At 60.6% G+C, this 18,439-nt stretch carries 19 protein-coding genes and 2 pseudogenes; 11 read left to right on the top strand and 10 right to left on the bottom strand.

What is annotated here, in order from left to right; all coding sequences use genetic code 11:
• A partial coding sequence (locus tag IB235_RS25420; RefSeq protein WP_225612582.1) for a hypothetical protein occupies positions 1–213 on the top strand: 213 nt, incomplete at its 5' end.
• A 75-nt stretch (positions 214–288) separates the two neighbouring features.
• Here the strand turns inward: IB235_RS25420 and cas3 are convergent.
• Together cas3 and IB235_RS25415 are read right to left on the bottom strand one after the other, a co-directional pair.
• Positions 289–2,061: a CRISPR-associated helicase Cas3' gene (cas3, locus tag IB235_RS23345; protein ID WP_225612584.1), complete on the bottom strand. Its 1,773-nt coding sequence runs from the start codon at positions 2,059–2,061 to the stop codon at positions 289–291.
• A gap of 150 nt (positions 2,062–2,211) precedes the next feature.
• Positions 2,212–2,775, bottom strand: a pseudogene (locus IB235_RS25415) (CRISPR-associated endonuclease Cas3''); the annotation flags it as partial.
• A 20-nt stretch (positions 2,776–2,795) separates the two neighbouring features.
• Between IB235_RS25415 and IB235_RS26000 the strand changes: the two are divergent.
• Complete coding sequence (locus IB235_RS26000; protein ID WP_370576982.1) at positions 2,796–2,945, top strand: DUF4172 domain-containing protein; 150 nt, start codon at positions 2,796–2,798, stop codon at positions 2,943–2,945.
• Positions 2,946–3,076: 131 nt separating this feature from the next.
• Positions 3,077–3,211 (top strand): hypothetical protein, encoded by a 135-nt coding sequence (locus IB235_RS25665; RefSeq protein WP_255524428.1) that lies wholly within the window; start codon positions 3,077–3,079, stop codon positions 3,209–3,211.
• A 347-nt stretch (positions 3,212–3,558) separates the two neighbouring features.
• Here IB235_RS25665 and IB235_RS23330 read toward each other — a convergent pair whose 3' ends face one another.
• The 5 genes from IB235_RS23330 to IB235_RS23315 all read right to left on the bottom strand — a co-directional run bounded on the left by IB235_RS23330 (position 3,559) and on the right by IB235_RS23315 (position 6,729).
• Complete coding sequence (locus IB235_RS23330) at positions 3,559–4,035, bottom strand: plasmid pRiA4b ORF-3 family protein (protein ID WP_255524427.1); 477 nt, start codon at positions 4,033–4,035, stop codon at positions 3,559–3,561.
• Positions 3,927–4,274 (bottom strand): plasmid pRiA4b ORF-3 family protein, encoded by a 348-nt coding sequence (locus tag IB235_RS25660; protein WP_255524425.1) that lies wholly within the window; start codon positions 4,272–4,274, stop codon positions 3,927–3,929. The genes IB235_RS23330 and IB235_RS25660 overlap by 109 nt, the downstream gene beginning before the upstream one ends.
• Positions 4,271–5,922 (bottom strand): IS66 family transposase gene (locus IB235_RS23325; protein ID WP_192338764.1). Its coding sequence is split into 2 segments (ribosomal slippage): positions 4,271–5,268 and positions 5,268–5,922, totalling 1,653 coding nucleotides; the frame shifts between segments, so codons are not numbered across the junction. The genes IB235_RS25660 and IB235_RS23325 overlap by 4 nt, the downstream gene beginning before the upstream one ends.
• A gap of 58 nt (positions 5,923–5,980) precedes the next feature.
• On the bottom strand, positions 5,981–6,331 hold the full coding sequence (tnpB, locus tag IB235_RS23320; RefSeq protein WP_192338763.1) for an IS66 family insertion sequence element accessory protein TnpB: 351 nt from the start codon (positions 6,329–6,331) through the stop codon (positions 5,981–5,983).
• Positions 6,328–6,729 (bottom strand): transposase, encoded by a 402-nt coding sequence (locus IB235_RS23315; protein ID WP_192338762.1) that lies wholly within the window; start codon positions 6,727–6,729, stop codon positions 6,328–6,330. Before IB235_RS23315 ends, tnpB begins: the two co-directional genes overlap by 4 nt.
• Before the next feature lie 623 nt (positions 6,730–7,352).
• On the opposite strand from IB235_RS23315, the gene IB235_RS23310 reads away from it, so the two are divergent.
• From IB235_RS23310 to IB235_RS23290, 5 genes and pseudogenes are all read left to right on the top strand, one after another.
• Complete coding sequence (locus IB235_RS23310; protein ID WP_192338761.1) at positions 7,353–8,114, top strand: amino acid ABC transporter substrate-binding protein; 762 nt, start codon at positions 7,353–7,355, stop codon at positions 8,112–8,114.
• Entirely contained in the window at positions 8,114–8,788 is a 675-nt protein-coding gene (locus IB235_RS23305; protein ID WP_192338760.1) for an amino acid ABC transporter permease, read from the top strand. Before IB235_RS23310 ends, IB235_RS23305 begins: the two co-directional genes overlap by 1 nt.
• A complete protein-coding gene (locus IB235_RS23300) occupies positions 8,785–9,525 on the top strand; it encodes an amino acid ABC transporter ATP-binding protein (protein ID WP_192338759.1) in 741 nt (246 codons plus the stop codon). Before IB235_RS23305 ends, IB235_RS23300 begins: the two co-directional genes overlap by 4 nt.
• Before the next feature lie 725 nt (positions 9,526–10,250).
• A complete protein-coding gene (locus tag IB235_RS23295; protein WP_192338758.1) occupies positions 10,251–10,556 on the top strand; it encodes a hypothetical protein in 306 nt (101 codons plus the stop codon).
• Positions 10,557–10,628: 72 nt separating this feature from the next.
• A pseudogene (locus IB235_RS23290) lies at positions 10,629–11,087 on the top strand (transposase); the annotation flags it as partial.
• A gap of 2,462 nt (positions 11,088–13,549) precedes the next feature.
• Here the strand turns inward: IB235_RS23290 and IB235_RS23285 are convergent.
• Complete coding sequence (locus IB235_RS23285; RefSeq protein ID WP_192338757.1) at positions 13,550–13,837, bottom strand: SH3 domain-containing protein; 288 nt, start codon at positions 13,835–13,837, stop codon at positions 13,550–13,552.
• A gap of 316 nt (positions 13,838–14,153) precedes the next feature.
• On the opposite strand from IB235_RS23285, the gene speB reads away from it, so the two are divergent.
• A complete protein-coding gene (gene speB, locus IB235_RS23280) occupies positions 14,154–15,128 on the top strand; it encodes an agmatinase (protein ID WP_192338756.1) in 975 nt (324 codons plus the stop codon).
• A gap of 277 nt (positions 15,129–15,405) precedes the next feature.
• Here speB and IB235_RS23275 read toward each other — a convergent pair whose 3' ends face one another.
• Both IB235_RS23275 and IB235_RS25995 read right to left on the bottom strand, forming a co-directional pair.
• Complete coding sequence (locus tag IB235_RS23275; protein ID WP_225612581.1) at positions 15,406–15,738, bottom strand: Crp/Fnr family transcriptional regulator; 333 nt, start codon at positions 15,736–15,738, stop codon at positions 15,406–15,408.
• Positions 15,660–16,199, bottom strand: a complete 540-nt coding sequence (locus tag IB235_RS25995; protein WP_192338754.1) for a cyclic nucleotide-binding domain-containing protein — start codon at positions 16,197–16,199, stop codon at positions 15,660–15,662. Before IB235_RS25995 ends, IB235_RS23275 begins: the two co-directional genes overlap by 79 nt.
• Before the next feature lie 167 nt (positions 16,200–16,366).
• Here IB235_RS25995 and IB235_RS23265 point away from each other — a divergent pair, with 167 nt between their 5' ends.
• Positions 16,367–17,353, top strand: a complete 987-nt coding sequence (locus IB235_RS23265; RefSeq protein WP_225612580.1) for a DUF1254 domain-containing protein — start codon at positions 16,367–16,369, stop codon at positions 17,351–17,353.
• Between the two features lie 87 nt (positions 17,354–17,440).
• Complete coding sequence (locus tag IB235_RS23260; protein ID WP_225612579.1) at positions 17,441–18,343, top strand: DUF1254 domain-containing protein; 903 nt, start codon at positions 17,441–17,443, stop codon at positions 18,341–18,343.
• Positions 18,344–18,439 lie beyond the last annotated feature (96 nt).

Here is an 18,439-nt window from a genome sequence, read left to right as displayed (position 1 = left end):
TCAGCGCCTGATTGTAGCTATGCCAGTTGGTGGTCTTGTACGTGGTCTTCGCCGGTCTGCTCATGGCCGCCAGCTATCATGCTGGATTCGCGCAGTGAATCCCTAGCCGCATTTGCGCAACAAGGCCGTAATCAGATTAAGGGGCAATCAGTAACTCCGCGAAAAGCAATTTCAGGAGAAGGAATGGCGCACCAAAATCAATTTAAGATGTGAGGCTGCTGAAAGTTAGTCAATTATATTTCTTCCCAAATTCATCAGAGAAATTCGGGCCGTCCCCGAAAACGGGGATCAACCAAACAATAGTCCCAGATCTGCATCATAGGCCAGCCCCTGACAAATCCTGCCATCATCGCCGACCACGCACATCGTCACGGTCGCCTTGCGCCAGTCGGGCCACTCCTTGGTGATGGCAGCAAATTCGGGCGCGTCCTGATCCGGCAGGTCCAGCCCCACAAGGCGCCTGGCACTGGCCGAGACCTCGCTTAGCGCGGCAGCCTCGTCCGGGTATTCGACATCGGCCCAGAAATGCAGGCGACCGCCCAGATGGCGCAGCAAAAGCAAGGTCCGCGTTTCCTGCCCCAGACGCGTCGGATATTCGACATCGTCGAAACCCGCACCACCGTCGCGATAGCCTTCGTCGATCTGGATGGTTGCGTGGCGGGCGCGGGCACGGCGGGCGCAATCATCGCCCTCGGCATCCAACTCGGCCCGTTCAAGCGCGGGGGGCACGGAGCGGGCATCGGGACCATGCACGGCCTCGATCAGCGCGCGCAGGTTGTCTGGCGCGCGAATTTCCCCGGCATCCTGCAAGGCCTGCGCGGTCCGCCACTGCTGCGCAACGGGATAGACCCAGGCCCCTGCGTCCAGCACCCCGTGCAACCACCTGTCATCGACGACCGTCCCCGGATCGGGGCTGACGATGCTCAGCACCGGCGCATGGACGGGACGCGACGCGGCGGGACGCAAATCCATATGCCGCCACAGCCGCCCCGCCCGTTGGATCAGCGATGCCACCGGAGCCAGATCCGACACCATCACATCGAAATCCAGATCCAACGAGGATTCCAGCACTTGCGTCCCCACCAACACCCGCCCCGCGCGATCCGTGCCGTCACGGCCGAATTGCGCCATCATCTGCGCCTCGATCCGCTTGCGGTCAAACAACGTATAGCGGGCGTGCAGCAGATCGGCGGCAATGCCCCGGTTGCGCAGCGCGGTCACGGCCGCAATGGCATCGTCCACGGCATTGCGCACCCAGACGCAGGCCGCTCCCGCACCCGCATGCTTAGCGATCAGGTTCAGTGCGGCGGCTGACTCCGCAAGGCGCTGCACGTCAACCGGCCCTTTGGTCAGCGCGGGCTTGGCAAACCGGCGCACCGACGCGCCCCCCAGCACAGACAGGCTGGGATAGGCCAGATCGTCATCGCGCGCAAACGGCTGGCATGCGCCCTTGGCAAAGGCCTGCGACAACCGCGCCCGCAACTCCAACGGCAATGTCGCGGTCAACAGGATCGCCGACCCGCCCTGCATGGCGTGCAGGCGCAGCAGCTCGGCAAGTTCATGGGCCATATAGGGTTCGCCCAGCTCGTGCGCTTCGTCCACGAGCAGGACTTTGCGCGACAGGCCCCAGTTGCGGAGCGTGGAAAACCGCGTCGGCAGCACAGCCAGCAACGCCTGATCGATCGTTCCGATGCCGATATCGGCCAACAGCGCCCGCCGACGGCTGGCCGCCAGCCAATCGCCGCAAACAGGCGCATCCGATCCCGGCGCGGTATTCCTTACATCCCGAAAATCGGCCGACAGACCCGCACGGCCATGCGCCAAGGTCAACGAGGGTTCACTCTGAAAAAGCCCGCGCACAACGCCCTTGGCCCGGCGAAACATGGCATCCGCCGTGGCCATCGTTGGCAGCGCGAAATACGCCCCTTGGCCTTTGCCCGCGCACAGCATGCGCTGTAGCAATATCAAGGCGGCCTCGGTTTTGCCCGCGCCGGTTTCATCCTCGATGATCGCAAGGGTCGGCCCGTCTGGCAGCGTAACGTCGCGCGCCGCCAATTGCATCGGTCGCAGGGCAAAGTCGAAAAGCGCGTCAGGTTTTGGCACGGGCGGCAGCAACCCTGCGGCCGCCAAAGCCTGTGGCGCAATCTGGCGCGCTGCAGCCAGATGTTGGGCCAACGTCCTCGTGGGGGCAGTCGCGGAAAACCATTCCGTGTTCGAGCCGACCCAATCTGCGACCGTCGTCACCCCCGCCAGAAACCACGACAGCGCCTTGGCATCGCGTTGGCGCAAGCCATTCAGGCGCGCATTGGGCCACAGCTCAAGACATGCTTGCACAAAGGCCATTGCGTCTGCTTGCGCCTCTGCACCAGCTCTCTGACGCATCCAGCGGAAATCCCGCTCGGGGTTGGCCTAAGGTGGCTTGCCGTGGTGCCCGGAGATCGCTGCCATCAACGGCCCCAGCGCATGATGCCCGCCATCCAGATGTCGCAACAACACAGTCCGGATTTCTGGGTCGTGCAGCCACGCCTCGGTCACCTCCCAATGCTTGCGGTCCTGAACGACGCCGTCCTGCAGAGCCGCGCGGAACACAGCACCGATTTTCCCCAGATCATGCAGCGCGATCAGCAAAGAGAACAGGTCACGTCGCGGATGATCCTGCAACAATACCTCGGCCACGGCGGCAACATCCAGCATATGATAAGCCGCCGGGTGGGCGGTTTCGCCAAGTGATGAGGGGCTTTTGCCGGGCCAGCGCGCAATCTGGGTCAGGTCCATAAATTAATACCCAAATAAAATTGTTTACAGAATATTTGAGCAAATATTGCCGCCGCAGCAATAGTCTTGCTCAGGACGAAGCGATGCAAACAAGCGCGCCCGAGGGCGAGGGGCTGGACAGATCCAGCGTCCAGTCATCGCTGCGGCGGCATTTCGGCCTGTCCAATTAGACGTAGCCGCCAAACCGCGCGAACAGGTCATCGCGGAAATGATGGCCGATGTCTATTCCGGATTTGCCGAATCGCTTTCTAACGACACCCTGTGCCGCTAGCACGGTATGCTGCTGTCCCATGATCGCGGGTTGGAAACCATCGGCGACAATCTTCGGCATGGCGAGGCGACGCAGATCGTGTCCGGCCGGGCAAACGGAAAAGGTGCATTTCGAGGCACCACCTTAGGCGCAGGCTCGCGCGAAATGCAGATTTTCATCGACTGATTCAACCGCACGGCTTTACCAATGGACCTGAGCACGGCAAGTTGTTGAATGTCGGCTCTGTCTGCATCGTCGCCGCCGCTCTGCGATCCCACACTAGTTTCAGGTCCGACACCCGGCAAGCGTCGCTCGGAGCCCATTCCAGTCGTTAAGAAAAATATCCCAATACACAGCTTTAGGCTGTGGCGAAACACCGCTATACACCTCAGTGTTCGTTAAACGTTTATTAATGGGTGTGCGGGATATGAAATGGCTCATAATCATTAATTTGAGCGTCTCCGCCTTCCTCATTCTCCAAACGATCCCGACCTCGATCAAAGAAGAAGTTAAAATCAAGCCAATGAAATTGCTTAATTATCCTGGCCACTCGGATACGGACAAACCTTGGCGCGCAGTGGCGGCGAATGAGGATGTTGATTGCTAAGGTAGGGCGATATGGCAGTAACCATCCGGCGTAGGCCGCGGCTGCGATGCTCAGGGGGCGCTTTTGGTTTGGCGGGCCGGGGAGCCCATCTTTTCGCAAGCCGGTCAAAGCGTTCGACGATGCTGTCGCTACGGGCATCTTCGTGATCAAATGATCCACCTGACCAGCGAACCATATCTTCGTGCTGCTCGTGGTCCGGATCGGCGAGGGCTACGAGGAATTCCTCGTAGCCTGGGGCACCACCGACGTCCTCGGGCAGGCAGGCTCCGCTGGCCTTCAGAAGCCGCGGATAGGTCACACCCGGGACGGCCTCGTTGACCTTCTCGATCCGGATGCTGTGATCCCAGTCATCACCGAAGTCGAAGCTATAGTGGATCGTCCTGGTGCCGGTGTCCTCGAGCATTTTTGCAGCGTTGCCTTCTTCGCGGGCATGGGGCCGTCGTAGAAGCCGTCGGGGTCGGGCACGCCCCAACCGGCGTCACCGGCCCGGAACTCGTAGAGATGGGTGTCCGTCCGGCCCATCGCCGCCCGGATCACCTCATGCAGCCGGTCGAGCCTGATCTTCAACGGCACCTCGATATGGCGCATCGGCTGCGGATCGACGTCGTTGAGGAGGATACTGAGGCGAGCGATCAGGGTCATACGGCCATCCTTTGTGGGGCTTGAGACCAGTTCCACGGCAGTAATTCTGGCAGGCGGGACAGAGGTGTGTCTGCCAGTCGTGCCAAGACATCAGCCAGCCAGGCTTGAGGATCGACGTTGTTCATCCTGGCGGTGACGATCAGGGAGTATATGAAGGCGGCGCGGTCGCCACCGCGCGGCGATCCGGCGAAGAGCCAGGCTTTCCGGCCGAGTGCGACGCCGCGGAGGGCTCGTTCGGCCGCATTATTGGTGAGGCAAATCCGGCCATCATCGAGGAACCGGGTAAAGGCTTCCCAGCGGCCGTCTTCTTCGAACATGTAGTTGATGGCCTTGGCGAGGGGGTTGTGCTTCGACATCCGGGCGCGTTCGGATCGCAGCCAGTCATGCAGATCGCTGACCATCGGGCGCGCCAGCCGCTGACGGGCGTCATGGCGGGCCACGGCGGTCAGGCCGTTGATCTCGCGTTCGACATCGGAGATGGCATCGAAGCGCTTGACGGCTTCTAGCGCCACAGGCGAGATCTCCTCGGCCACCGATCTGCCCTTGCGGGCCGTGGCTTTGACATCTGCCAGTTCGAAGAATTTGCGCCGGGCATGCGACCAGCACAGCGCGCTGCGCACCGGCGCGGGCTTGTGATCATGGCGATAGAGATCGTTGTAACCGCCATAAGCGTCGGCCCGCAGGAGGCCAGTCCAGCCCGTCAGATGCCGGGTCGGGTGTTCTTTCCTGCGGTCGGTGGAGAAGGAGTAGAGCGCAGCCGGAGGCGCCCCACCGCCGAAGGGCCGGTCATCGCGAAGATAGGTCCAGAGGCGGGCGGTCTTGGTGCCTGCCTTGGCCAGAAGCGGCACGGTGGTGTCGTCCGCATGCAATCGTTCAGCACCGAGGACATGGGCGCGGATCAGATCGTGGATCGGCTGCAAGGCGACGGCGCAGGCCCCGACCTGGTCGGCCAGGGTGGAAAGGCTGAGCACAACCCCTTCCTTCGCGTAGCGCTGGCCTGCCGGTTCAGGGGTTGATGCTCGCTGAACTTCTCGAACAGCACCATCGCCGGCAGGTTGGGGCCCGCCCAGCCCCGAGGCGTCGGATGAAACTGCGCCGGCGGCCGGCTGATCTTCTCGCAGTCCCGGCAGGTGAACTTCTCGCGGACGACCTGTACGACCTTCCACTGCCGGGGAATGACCTCCAGCGTCTCGGTGATGTCTTCGCCCATCTTCACGATGCGCGCCGAACCACAGCAGGTGCAGGAGGTCGGCGCCTCGATCACCACGCGCTCGCGCGGCAGATGCTCGGGGAACGGCTTGCGGGCGGGGCGGCGGGGTTCGAAGGCCGTCACCGATGTCTTGGCGGCGGCGGCATCCGCCTTTGCCCGATCCTGCTCAAGATCTGTCTCGATGTCCTCGAGTTGCATCTCCAGTTGTTCAATCAGCCGGGCATGGCGTTCGGCGCTCTGGCCATATTGCTCGCGCCGGAGTTTGGCGATCTGCAGTCGAAGGTGCCGGATCATGTCTTCGGAGGCCGAGACGATCGCCTGAACCTGGGTCAACTCCCCCTTGGCGGCGACCAAAGCGCCCTCTGCGGCAGACGCGCGGGCCTCTGCCGCGGCGAGGGCGGCGCGCAAAACAGCGATCTCAGATGCGGTCTCCGACATGCCGAAGACCTACCACGCAGCCCCGAAATAGTTCAATAAAACAAGGGTATTTTGTCCATCACCCCGCCGAGGCAGATCGCTGCGTCCAGCGCGGATTGCGCCAGTCGATCCCTTCAAGAAGATTGCCGAGCTGCGCCGCCGAAACCGGAACGGCCGAGTCATTCTGGCTCACCGGCCAGATGAACTTCCCCGCCTCCAGCCGCTTCAGATACAGCGACATGCCGACGCCATCGTGCCAGAGGATCTTGATCAAGTCGCCCTTGCGCCCCCGGAAGCAGAAGATCTCACCACCGTGCGGATCGCGGCCGAGCCCCTGCTGGACATTTAACGCCAGGCTGTTCATCCCGCACCTCATGTCCGTCACGCCGCCCGCAATCCAGACCTTTACCCCGGCGGGAAAAGCGATCATTGCGGATCCAGCACGACAAGCAGCGCCGCCAGATGCGAAGGGGAAAGCGCGGTGGGGATCGTCATGCGCCGACCATTCGTCAGAGTGATCTCGATCCGGGCATTGCCGGCCTCTCTCGAGGGCTGCTCCGTTGACGCGGGCGGAGACCCTTCCATCACCAACGGCATGAACCCACCAACTTCCGGCGCACCAAGCATCCCGCGGCGATATTCGCGCCGCCAGATCGAAAGCAGCGACCGCGAAATCCCATACCGGCGGGCCGTCGCTGGGCCCTGCCGGTAGCCGCGCAGGCTCTCTTCAACGATCCGGACCTTGTCCTCGTCTGACCAGTGCCGACGACGGCCAACCTCATCGGCGGCGAAGATCTCGAGTGGTGAAAAAACTGAAGCGCATGCCATAAGGCAATGCCTTACGACCATTTGCTCAATCAGAGCAGACGGCCGTCACCGCAGGCTTACATATGGCAGCGCCAATAACCTTGTATACGACATCAAGGCCCAATTACTCGCGCCGCTTCTGAGCCCAGAACTGCCATTCAAGAAGGGTGGCTGCTGTAGAGAGAGTGATAGTATTGATGATTGACCACTCATGTTGAATAGCATGACCAGTCCATGATCGAAGGCTCTGTCGTCGCCCCAACAACGGGGAACGAGGTTCACTGAACTATCTAAGTGAATTTGGCCTGTTCAATGAGATGCTGTGCCAACCAGTCGATAAAGAGACGTGTTCGCTCGTTTGACCGCCTTGCCGGTGGGTAAAGAATGGATACCGGTTCGGATCTTCTGGTCCAGTCGTCCAGAACGGTCACCAAGGCACCAGAGCTCAGATGGGTCTTGACGGTAGATCGAAAGGTTTGCCCGATGACGAAATTCCAAAGCTCTGTTCAGGTGAAGAACATATGTTCTACAGTCTGTTGACGAGGCTTTACTGCATCCTTTTCTGCCAGAAGGGTGTTGTGGACACGGTTGCGGCTGACATAGGCAGAGCGCATCTGATAGGCTTGAAACTAGGGAGTTTTCCTATGCGCCACATCGTTCTTTCGGCGATCTTTGCCGCCAGCCTCGGCCTTCCTGCTGCGGCTGACACCATCCGCGTCGGCATGTCGGGTAGCTATTTCCCCTTCGGCTTCACCAAGGCCAATGAGTTGCAGGGCTTCGAGGTCGATTTCCTCAACGCCATCGCCGCCGAGACCGGCGACACGGTCGAATTCACGACCATGTCCTTCTCGGGCCTGATCGGGGCGCTGGAATCTGGCCGCATCGACACCGTTGCAAATCAGATCACCATCACCCCCGAGCGTGAGGCGAAATTCGCCTTTACCCAGCCCTATGTCTATGACGGCGCGCAGGTCGTGGTGAAGAAAGGAAACGAGGAAACCATCACTGGCCCCGAAAGCCTGAAGGGCAAGTCGGTCGCCGTCAACCTCGGCTCGAATTACGAAGAACTGTTGCGTGCGCTGCCCTATGCCAGCGAGATCGATATCCGCACCTATGAAAGCAATATCGAGCAAGACACGGCTCTTGGCCGCGTCGATGCCTTCGTGATGGACCGCGTCTCCTCGGCGCAGGTGATCAAGGAAAGCCCGCTGCCGCTGGCGCTGGCCGGTCAGCCCTTCGACGAGATCCAGAACGCCCTGCCCTTCCGCAATGACGAGGCGGGCAAGGCTCTGCGTGACCGTGTCGATGCCGCCATCACCAAGCTGAAGGAAAACGGCAAGCTGGCCGAGATCTCGCAGAAATGGCTGGAAGCCGACGTCACCAAACCGCTGGCTGACGCCAAATAATGCGGCCTTTGGACATCGCCTATATGGGGGATCTGCTGCCGGTCATCGCCAGCTATATCCCCCTGACCCTGTTCATGGCCCTGATCGGCATGGCCTTTGCGCTGGTTTTGGCCGTGCTTCTGGCCGTCGTACGCGTGCTGCGCGTGCCGATCCTTGACCGGGTCGTGGCGGTGTTCATCAGCTTCTTTCGCGGCACGCCGTTGCTGGTACAGCTTTTCCTGTTCTATTACGGCCTGCCGCAACTTTTCCCGTCGCTGACCAGCCTTGATGGCGTCACCGCGGCGATCATCGGCCTGACGCTGCATTTCGCCGCCTATATGGCCGAAAGCATTCGTGGCGCGGTTCAGGGCGTCGACCGCAGCCAATGGGAGGCTGCGTCCTCGATCGGCATGACCCAAGGTCAGCTTCTGCGCCGGATCATCCTGCCGCAGGCGGCACGGGTCGCGGCGCCGACCCTGATGAACTATTTTATCGACATGATCAAAAGCACGTCGCTGGCCTTCACCCTCGGCGTGACCGAGATGATGGGGGCGGCCCAGAAAGAGGCAGCGGGCAGCTTTCTTTACCTTGAAGCCTTCCTTGTCGTCGCGCTGCTCTATTGGGCCATTGTCGAGATCCTGTCGGTCGGTCAGCGCTGGATCGAACGGCGGCTGGGAAAGGCGGTCGCGCGATGAGTTGTGAAATCCGCGTTGAGGGTCTGGTCAAGCGCTTTGGCAATCAGACGGTGCTGGACGGCATCGACCTCTGCCTGCAACCGGGTGAGCGGGTGGCCATTATCGGCCCGTCCGGCACGGGGAAATCGACGCTGCTGCGCTGCCTGAACTATCTGGACCGGCCAGATGTCGGACATATCCGGCTGGGCGATCTGGATGTCAATGCCGCCAAGGCCAGCCGCGCCGATGTGCTGGCACTGCGGCGGCGGACCTCTTTCGTGTTCCAGAACTATGCGCTGTTTGCAAACAAGACCGCGCGCGAGAATATCACGGAGGGGCTGACCGTGGTGCGCGGCTGGCCCAAGGCCAAGGCAAGAGCACGCGCCGATGAGATCCTCGCCCAGATCGGGCTTTCTGATCGCGGCGACAGCTATCCGGCGAACCTCTCGGGTGGGCAGCAGCAGCGTGTCGGCATCGGCCGCGCGATGGCTTTGCATGCCGATCTGATGCTGTTTGATGAGCCGACCAGCGCGCTTGATCCCGAATGGGTGGGCGAGGTTCTGGACCTTATCCGAGAGATCGCGGACGGCCAGCAGACCATGCTGATTGTCACCCATGAGATGCAATTCGCGCGCGAGATCGCCGACCGGATCATCTTCATGGAGGGCGGGCGGATCGTCGAACAAGGCCCGCCCGAGCAGATTTTCGGCGAAGCGCAGGACGAACGCACCCGCGCCTTCTTGCGTCGGGTCGGCTAAGGATTTTAGCCCAGCCCTGCGGCAACAGACCTTTACGTCATGATCGGGCTGATCGCCAATCGTCCAAGGCGATGACGTAACATCGTGGATGTCTGTCGTCAGAAGACTTGGACCAGGCGGCGTGATTTTGCTGATTTTCTTGCTTTTTGCGAGGTCTTGAGGGCCGCACCCGAAAAAGACCTCTGCCGGGAGCCATTCGCAAGCTTAGTCCGGTCTTCTCCAAGCACATGCGGATTTCTCCACATCCGGCCTGAGCGGCAGGTTTGCGGAATGCGGCGACGCAGCATTGACCAAGGTCGAGCGTCTACAAAGGGCCGGGGCAGTCCGATCTGGTGGTCTAGAGGGTACGGGCCACCTGCATGATCGATACCGTCGCTTTGAGCCCATCGCCGACATCCGCACAGCGCGCGGTATCGCTTGTGGTATGCAAACGCAGCGAAGAGAGCCGGCGCTAACCGGTCGGTCGAGCACTGCTGATGCTGCGCGGCGTCGTTCCCCTAGCCGGCCGTTCAACCAGCCTCGCAGCGAAAACCCCGCTGGCGCGGGGCGCGATGCGGGGCATTGCAGCGACGGCCTCTTTTCGCCTCCTCCTCTACCGGTGTCTGCTTGTCTGGCCTAATTGATGGGCGTTGTCCCCGTCGGTGGTAATCTTACCCAGGCCAGTTGCTCTACTAACGACGCACCAGAGTGACCACATGCGTTGGAGCCATATGTGGAGGCATCAGATGTTCAGGAAACTCTCTCTCGTCGCATTGTTTTTCTCTGTTGCGACGGGATCGGCTCTTGCAGATAGCAAACCGCTGTCTCCGGGCCATGTCCAAGAGGCTGCGATCATGGGTCTCAACCCGCATGTCTTCAGTCGAATGGATATCGCTCAGATCGCAGCTGAAACGACCTGCCGCGACCAGCGTGAACGGATGCGCTATATTCTTCAGAAGAAGGAGAAGGCTGGAGAGGAGATATCTAATCCTTTCACCTCGAGCCGATGGCTAACGCCTGGTGGATGCAGAGTAACGGGCGAAGGTCGGTGATGGCCTGAAGGGTGGCAAATCAAGGCGGTGTTCAGATGCCGTCAATTCTCAGCAGAGAAAAGGATACGCCACATGTCATCGACTACCATTACGCAGCTGCCCCATCCATCCGGATTCAGCGCCGCCCCGTTTACCGATATTATTCGCGAGGGCGCGCGCAAGCTGATCGAGCAGGCAATCCAGGCGGAACTCGCGGCGTTGATGGCTGCGTTTGCTGACGAAAAGCTGGAGAACGGGACATCCCGGTTGGTGCGCCATGGTCACCTGCCCGAGCGCGAGGTGATGACCGGGATCGGCCCCGTGCCCGTGAAGGTGCCGCGGGTGCGCGATCGCAAGCCGGGTGAGGAGAAGATCAGCTTCACGCCCAGCATCCTGCCACGATACCTGCGCAAGGCGAAATAGGTCGAGGAGCTGCTGCCCTGGCTTTACCTCAAGGGCGGCAGCACCGGTGATTTCAGCGAGGCGCTGGCAGCGCTTCTCGGTAAGGGGCAGCTTTCGGAAACTGGCGCAGTTGGCTCAGGGCTGACCGCCAGTTGAGGCGTTTCTGAATTCGCAGCAACCACATTCGCTGCGCTTCGCATCAATGGCCGCAATGGAGAATGCCGCCGTGACGCAATAGCCAAGTCCGAGCGGCCGCTTCGGATCACACGCGATGCTGCACCTGCGAACAGCCGAGTGTCGTCGCCCCCGCTCTGAATGGCGGCGAAGAGCTCCCGCCCAACATGCTTTGGGACAGGAAATGGCGGCCGTAGCCGGTCCGGACCTCAACCTCCCGCGCCGGACGGAGCGGCCCATTGCCGCCGGTCGGCCATGTCGAATGTTGCACCGCGGCTATCGCCGAAGCCGCCACTCAGGCACGATGCAGCGAAATCCCCGATTCGGCGGCAGCGAAGCGGAAGAACCTAACGTTCGCAGGTGCAGTACATTGATCAGATCCACCCCTGTGATGCTGTCCTGCATGCGCCGGAGATGTTGAAAAACTCCACCTCAGTGATGGCTTCCCGCCCTTTAGGCTTGCAAACGCGGGATCGCCGCTCGCGCTGCATGAGTGGCTGCTCTGGCAATCGTGCTGCGGCAGCCATGCCGCGCCGCCGCCAGTTTGCTTGCCGCCCGACGGATCGGTCCTGCTGCATCGCGAGCCGTAGCGATGCCACATGTGCGAACCTCCTCTTCGGTCCCGCAAAGCAGACTCTCGCCGGCTCGAAATGCTGCGCCCCACCTCAAACCGCCGCTTCGAGGAGCGCCGCCGCGCAGCATCGGCGATGCTTGAGCGGAAGATGTGGACGGATCACACCAGCCGATTCCTGTTTTGCTCTGCTGCGGTGTGATCTATATCTGGTGCCGAAGCGGATTGATAAGCAACAAATGCGCAGCTGCGGTTATGCGTGGCAACGAAGCCTCAGGAGAGTGCGGCTAACACCCTTCGACGGGATCGCAGGGTCCTGACGCAAGCCGCTATGTATTCTTGCCTAGCGTGCGGCCATCTCATGGTGCCTGCCTTGGGGCGGACCTGAAGGCATCATTTCAAGCATAAAGCGGGCCGTCCGGCCTGCTGCCACAACGAGACCTACCTACATCAACTTGCCAAGTTGGCCCTCTTCTCGGCCCTGAGCGAGGCCATCCAGACAGGCCAAGCCATACTGGTTGACCCGGAACCGTCCTGTCGTCTGTTCTTACTATCAGGAGCCGTTTTGTCCTGCACGGAGCAGCGCGCGCCCTATAGGACGGACCTTGCTGCGATGTTCGAGCGGGTCGAGATGGAGGCAGGAGTAGATGGCTTCGTGGCCGACATCTTGCTGTCCTCAAGCACGTCCGGCGCGCGCATGCTCCTTGAGATCGCTGTGACCCATCCTTGTGATGAGACCAAGATCTCAAGCGGCCTTCCGATCATCGAAATAAATATCCGGAGCGAGAATGCGGCCAATCGCCTGAGGGACGGCATAGACGCTGCCTCGAGCTGTACTCTGAGTCACAACCTCCCGAGCCCCGATGCCGCACCGCATCTGTGCACGACCCCATGCCCGGCGACGGTACTAGCGGTTCTTCTCTATGAAAACGGGAGCCTGGTATTCGGAACTGGCGATCGGAACCGAGAACGCGGAACAGATCCGGTCCGATCCGCACCTCGTGACGCATATGATTGCCGATGTTCAGCTCGGGCATCAGACAAGGCCGTGGAAAACGGTCCGAGAGCATCTGGGCGTTTTCATGATCCGGCAAGCCTTCGAGTATGGTCGGTCTGTCAGATCCTGCCTGCTTTGCCGGAACAACGGCGGACGCGTGAACGATCACGACGCCTATTGCGTCGCCAAGGCCCGCGAGGTCTGGACGTCGTCAAGTGCGATCGGTTGCACAGATTATGATCCGGCAGACGGTGGCGACGAGGCATGGCTGATACTGGGCAGGCTGGGCGGATGCTGATCAGGTAGGCATCACGACCTCAAGATCATGGGCCGTAGAGGTCATGTTTTCACTCAGGAAACCGTGGTTTGCAGGGCGTATATTGCTTCCGCTTCCGGATTGATCGCTACCCGGCTCTGCATTGAGGGTGGCAGCGGAAATAAGCGTGAGAACGACGCCGTCAAAAACCCTCAGCTTCACGCCTTTCTAATGAGCCATGGCGCATGGCTCTAGTAATACATGCGCCGGGGGCAATGACTGCTTGGTTCCGCCGCGCGGACCCTCCTCGGTTCGAAACTCTGCACCCCGTGTCGAATGGCCACTTTGGTGAAGACTTTGTGCAATCGGACCTCGCGCCGTACGAACGCAGGGAACTTCTGGAGATCCTTGAAGACCGTCACGGGCGCAGCACCACCATCGTTACAAACCAGCTTCTCCTCGAACTTTGGCGACCGACGCGAAGTGAAAACGCGAAATCGTCGCGAACCACATGCTTCGGGTGCAGCCTCCGCCCGCGCCGATCAGAACACCTTCATACGAGATGAGCTTAAGGAGGAAATATTCGTGAAGGCATTGGTACCGAACCGAAGTGCTCAGAAGACCGCAAGATACTCGGCTGAGACATAGCCCGAGATCTTTGGCGAATCTGCCAAGGACACTCTGCACCATGTCCGGCCATCTGTGGGCTTGCAGCCCCCGCGGATCAATCTGGTTCCGTCCGGCAGGCCCATAATGACATTATGTTCCAGTCCAGGACCGGACCTTAGCTTAAGGAGATCGTCCGATCCCGCACCCTTGACCATTACCATTCCGTCCGAACCGGTGGTACATCCGGCGACAAGAACTAAAGCCAGTACGGTGCTGAACTTGGTATTGCTCATTTTCTGTCCCTGATCGTTTGTCGTGTTTGACCTGCCGTCGCTGCGAGGCGAATACCTGAAAGTTGAGCACGATTTCGGGAGTGCGGTCGAGCCCTTCGGAACGCATTGGCCGCGTCGGCCCCATCTCCACGACTGCGGCGAGGATATCGCTGCGACATGTTTGAGACAGTTGAACTCTCAACGTCAGGCGGCATAGCCTTAATTCGGCGCTCCAAAGCTGTTTACCCAAAGCTGGCGGCCTGCCCCAAGGCTTTCCGCGTTGGATAGCGGGGAATAGTTGCCGCCATAATCTGCAAACTCAGCTGAGAAAGCCGCCATGCCTCGTTTTCACAAACCCGTTGATGCAGCCGAGGTGCCCCGCTTTGCGGGTCAATCAACATTCATGCGCTTGCCTGCGGTTCCAACCGCCGATGCGCTGGATATCGCGCTGGTCGGCATCCCTTGGGATGGCGGTACGACCAATCGCGCTGGCGCCCGGCATGGTCCGCGCGAGGTCAGAAATCTCTCGAGCCTGATGCGTGGCGCCCACCATGTTTCAGGGATCGCGCCGTATGAAATCGCAAATATCGCGGATTGCGGCGATCTCCCGGTCAATCCCATCGACCTGGTCGATGGAATCGCGCGAATACAAGATGGCATGTCCAAGATCGTGGCTACAGGAGCGCTTCCGCTTTCGGTTGGGGGCGATCACCTCACCACGCTTCCAGTTCTGCGCGCGATATCTCAGGGAAGACGAGTCAGCGGCAAGCCTCTGGGCATGATACAGTTCGACGCACATTCCGACACCAATGACAGCTATTTCGGCGGCAATCGCTATACTCATGGCACGCCCTTCCGCCGAGCCATCGAAGAAGGGGTGCTTGATCCGAAGCGCTTGGTCCAGATCGGTATTCGCGGCTCGATCTACGAACCGGGGGAGCATGACTGGGCCAAGGCGCAAGGCGTGCGGATCATCTACATGGAGGAATTCATCCGCCGCGGCGCGGTCGATGTGATCGCCGAAGCAGCCGCAATCGTCGGCAGCGATGAGACTTATGTCACCTTCGACGTGGATTGCATCGATCCCTCGATGGCCCCCGGTACCGGCACCCCGGAAATCGGCGGCTTTACCACCCGCGAGGCCCAAGAAATGCTTCGTCTCCTGAAAGGTGTGAATATCGTCGGTGCGGATGTCGTCGAGGTCTCGCCACCGTTCGATGTCGGCGGCATGACCGCACTTGTTGGCGCGACTGTGATGTTCGAACTGCTTTGTATCATGGCCGATCAGGTTCGGCGTCGTCGGACCGGCTGAATTTTGTCAGTCGTCGACACTCGATAGCAGGTTCAGACCGCATCGCTACTGCGGCGGCGTGCAATTTGCTGCGACACTATCTGAGTGGAGGTTTTGGGGATCGCTGCCATGCAGCATGCGGCAGGGCCGACCGGCGGGTGGAATTGTCGATTTACTCGGGGGCCCAAGATTTGCGTCGGCTGCAACTGAATGCAGCCAGGCACAATGGGACTGCCTGGGGACGGAATTGCAATCGCAGAGCTCACAAATCGGCGAAATTCCGGGACCAACTTTGGACCTAATCGTTTCGTGCGAACCGTAGAAGTGCGCCGCCATCCGTCACTTCTATGGTGCGATAGGATGTCGTGATCCATCCCTCCTGCGCGAACTTTGCCAGTGCGGCGTTGACCTGCTTGCGTGAGGCGTTGGCCATGCCGCCGAGAGCTTCCTGACTGATCGGAATACTGCGGGACTGTAGCCAGCTGGCGCGATGCAGCACCGAGGCAATCCGTCGCATCGTGTTCGGGATCAGCAAATCGTCGATAACGCGGGTCAGCACGTCGAAATGCAGCACGGTGATGTGGGCGAAGCGGCGGATCGCATCCGGGTTGGAGGCTGCCATCTGCTGCATTGCATCCAGCGGTAGTGAAAGAGGGTGCAACTGGTAATCGCGCGCATTTCGACGCGCCGCGGTTCTCCGGTCAGGAACGGCCCTTCGCCGGCCCAGGCGCCAGAAATCCCGAACTGGACAAAGCGCGGTGCCTCATTCGGCGAGGCCATACTGATGGCGAGAGATCCCTGCACAAGACCGTAGATCCCGCCCGGAGGGTCCCCAGCACGGTAGATAGCCCCTCCCGCCTCCCAGTTTTGAAGCAGACTACGCGACAGGACCACCTTCTGAAACGTAGATGGTTGCAGGGTAAGCCACCCGCTTTGGAGGATGATCGCCTCGGCTTCTGCTCTTGTTACTGACACGAGTGATTTTTCGCTGAATTGTGCCGATTGGGACAGTCTGTGTTTTTTCAGTGGACTATCAATCCCTCGAATCCGACAGATGCGGTGGCCGTATTGGAAATGACTTAAATTTCTCATCCCCTCGGGTGAGGGTCGCCATGCCCATTAATCCATCGGGCAGCCAGGCTTTCGTCTTATACGACGCTACGCTGCCCCATTTTTCCGGTGACCAAAGCGTCGCTGCGATATGCAATGAAAGGACGGCAATGCCCCGTAGCTTCCCCGTTTTCGCATATGGTCTTGGCATGGCGATTTTGATCGCACCGGGACTGGCACAGGCCGAACCGGTACCGGTGAGCACGGACAATTTCGCCCGGGCCGAAAGCGATCTCTATTTCGGCAATATCTCCGCTCGGAACGGTTTTGGCGTAATTGGTCATGATCGGGCCATGGCGGATATTGCCGCGCAGACCGTGATCCGGCTCAACCGGGACACGCTTTATTCCAGCGGCATCTTCGATCTGGACGCGGGGCCGGTAACTCTTACGCTGCCCGATCCCGGCACGCGTTTCCTCTCGGTCCAGATCATCGACGAGGATCACTATACCCACGCTGTCCACTACGGTGGCGGTACGCTTGAGCTGACGCGCGAGGCGATCGGGACGCGCTATGTCGCGGTTGCAATCCGTACGCTGGTCAATCCCGAAGATGCGCAGGATCTGGCCACGGTTCATAAGCTTCAGGACGGGATCAAGGTTTCGCAAACCAGCCCCGGGTCGTTCGAGGTGCCCGATTGGGACAAGTCCACGCAGGACCGGACGCGTCAGGCGCTGATCGATCTTGCCGCGCTTTTGCCCGACACGCGGCATATGTTCGGGGCAAAGGATCAGGTTGACCCCGTGCGCCATGTGATCGGCTCGGCCATGGGATGGGGCGGCAACCCGGAAACCGAGGCGCTCTACCTCAACCGGCAGGTGGCGAAGAACGACGGCAAGACGGTCTACCGCGTCAAGGTCGGCAAGGTACCGGTCCAAGGCTTCTGGTCGATCTCCATCTACAATGCCGACGGCTATTACGTACCGAACACCCAGAACGCCTATACGCTCAACAACCTGACCGCGACGCCCGATAGCCATGGCAGCGTGACGGTCCAGTTCGGCGGATGCGACAAGGCGGTCGTGAATTGCCTGCCGACGCCAGAGGGCTGGAACTGGATGGTGCGCCTCTATCGCCCCGATGCCAGCATTCTTGATGGCAGTTGGGTCTTTCCGGAACCGGAGGAAGTGCAATGAACCGTCGGACCTTGCTTCAGATGAGCGTCGCGGCGGCGGTGCTGCCGGGCCTGCCGCTGTATGCGCAGGATAAAGGTGCATTGGCGCATGAGCGCGTTCCTTTATACCTACCCGATGGTGAAGAACTACCTCACCCTTTACCAATATGCGCTGCAACCGGGGGGCAAGCAGTACAAGGGGCCGCTCAACACGCTAAGCAGCATCGCCCGGGTCTATACGCCGGAAGACACGGCGATCATCACGCCCAATTCCGACACACCCTATTCCTTCATGGTCATGGACCTGCGCGCCGAACCGCTGGTCCTGTCCCTGCCCGCCATCGAGGCGGATCGCTACTATTCGGTCCAGCTCGTCGATCTCTATACCCACAATGTCGATTATCTGGGCACGCGGGTGGATGGCAATGGCGGCGGAGATTTCATGATCGCGGGGCCGGGTTGGCAAGGAGAAGCCCCCGCCGGGATCAAGCGTGTGGTCCGGATACCGACCGATCTGGGTCTTGTGGTCATCCGCACGCAGCTCTTTGCTCCAGACGACATCGGCAAGGTTGAGGCGATTCAGGCCGGCTACAAGGCGCGGACATTGTCGGCCTATGCCGGCACGCCCGCCCCGGCTTTGGCGCCTGCCGTCGACTGGCCCGAGATCGATGACGAACGAATGCTGACCGACTTCTGGCCTCTGGCGGCTTTCCTGCTGCAATTCGCCCCGCCACTGCCAGCCGAGGGCAGCCTGCGCGACAGTTTCACCGCGCTCGGGCTGCAAGCAGGGGTCGCCTGGCCCCCGGCCAACCTGCCCGCGGAAACGGTGGCGCAGATGCGCGACCTCGTCCGGCCGACCGAGCAGGAGATCCGCGATGTGGTCGCGCATCTCACAGATTCCGCCAAGCTATTCGGCACCCCCGAGTTCATGCAGGGCCGCTACATGGACCGCGCCGCTGCCGCGCAGGGTGGCATCTATGGTGCTCTGCCCCCTGAAAACTGGACCGTTTGAAGCTGGAGTTTTCGGCTAACCTTCCCCGGCTGGGAGAGGAGCTGAAAACGATGAAGGCATCGAAGTTCACGGAAGCGCAGAAGGCGTTCATTCTGA

This window comes from Paracoccus sp. PAR01 (assembly GCF_014851995.1).
Lineage (GTDB): Bacteria > Pseudomonadota > Alphaproteobacteria > Rhodobacterales > Rhodobacteraceae > Paracoccus > Paracoccus litorisediminis.
Note: the sequence above shows the minus strand (reverse complement) of the source record. Positions and strands in the feature narration are given on the sequence as shown.

What these genes read in the sequence shown, in the direction of transcription:
- cas3 (WP_225612584.1), bottom strand. Translation starts at nt 2,061, where the DNA reads ATGCAATTGGCGGCGCGCGACGTTACGCTGCCAGACGGGCCGACCCTT.
- IB235_RS23330 (WP_255524427.1), bottom strand. Translation starts at nt 4,035, where the DNA reads ATGCTCGAGGACACCGGCACCAGGACGATCCACTATAGCTTCGACTTC.
- IB235_RS25660 (WP_255524425.1), bottom strand. Translation starts at nt 4,274, where the DNA reads ATGACCCTGATCGCTCGCCTCAGTATCCTCCTCAACGACGTCGATCCG.
- tnpB (WP_192338763.1), bottom strand. Translation starts at nt 6,331, where the DNA reads ATGATCGCTTTTCCCGCCGGGGTAAAGGTCTGGATTGCGGGCGGCGTG.
- IB235_RS23315 (WP_192338762.1), bottom strand. Translation starts at nt 6,729, where the DNA reads ATGGCATGCGCTTCAGTTTTTTCACCACTCGAGATCTTCGCCGCCGAT.
- IB235_RS23310 (WP_192338761.1), top strand. Translation starts at nt 7,353, where the DNA reads ATGCGCCACATCGTTCTTTCGGCGATCTTTGCCGCCAGCCTCGGCCTT.
- IB235_RS23305 (WP_192338760.1), top strand. Translation starts at nt 8,114, where the DNA reads ATGCGGCCTTTGGACATCGCCTATATGGGGGATCTGCTGCCGGTCATC.
- IB235_RS23300 (WP_192338759.1), top strand. Translation starts at nt 8,785, where the DNA reads ATGAGTTGTGAAATCCGCGTTGAGGGTCTGGTCAAGCGCTTTGGCAAT.
- IB235_RS23295 (WP_192338758.1), top strand. Translation starts at nt 10,251, where the DNA reads ATGTTCAGGAAACTCTCTCTCGTCGCATTGTTTTTCTCTGTTGCGACG.
- IB235_RS23285 (WP_192338757.1), bottom strand. Translation starts at nt 13,837, where the DNA reads ATGAGCAATACCAAGTTCAGCACCGTACTGGCTTTAGTTCTTGTCGCC.
- speB (WP_192338756.1), top strand. Translation starts at nt 14,154, where the DNA reads ATGCCTCGTTTTCACAAACCCGTTGATGCAGCCGAGGTGCCCCGCTTT.
- IB235_RS23275 (WP_225612581.1), bottom strand. Translation starts at nt 15,738, where the DNA reads ATGCAGCAGATGGCAGCCTCCAACCCGGATGCGATCCGCCGCTTCGCC.
- IB235_RS25995 (WP_192338754.1), bottom strand. Translation starts at nt 16,199, where the DNA reads ATGAGAAATTTAAGTCATTTCCAATACGGCCACCGCATCTGTCGGATT.
- IB235_RS23265 (WP_225612580.1), top strand. Translation starts at nt 16,367, where the DNA reads ATGGCGATTTTGATCGCACCGGGACTGGCACAGGCCGAACCGGTACCG.
- IB235_RS23260 (WP_225612579.1), top strand. Translation starts at nt 17,441, where the DNA reads ATGAGCGCGTTCCTTTATACCTACCCGATGGTGAAGAACTACCTCACC.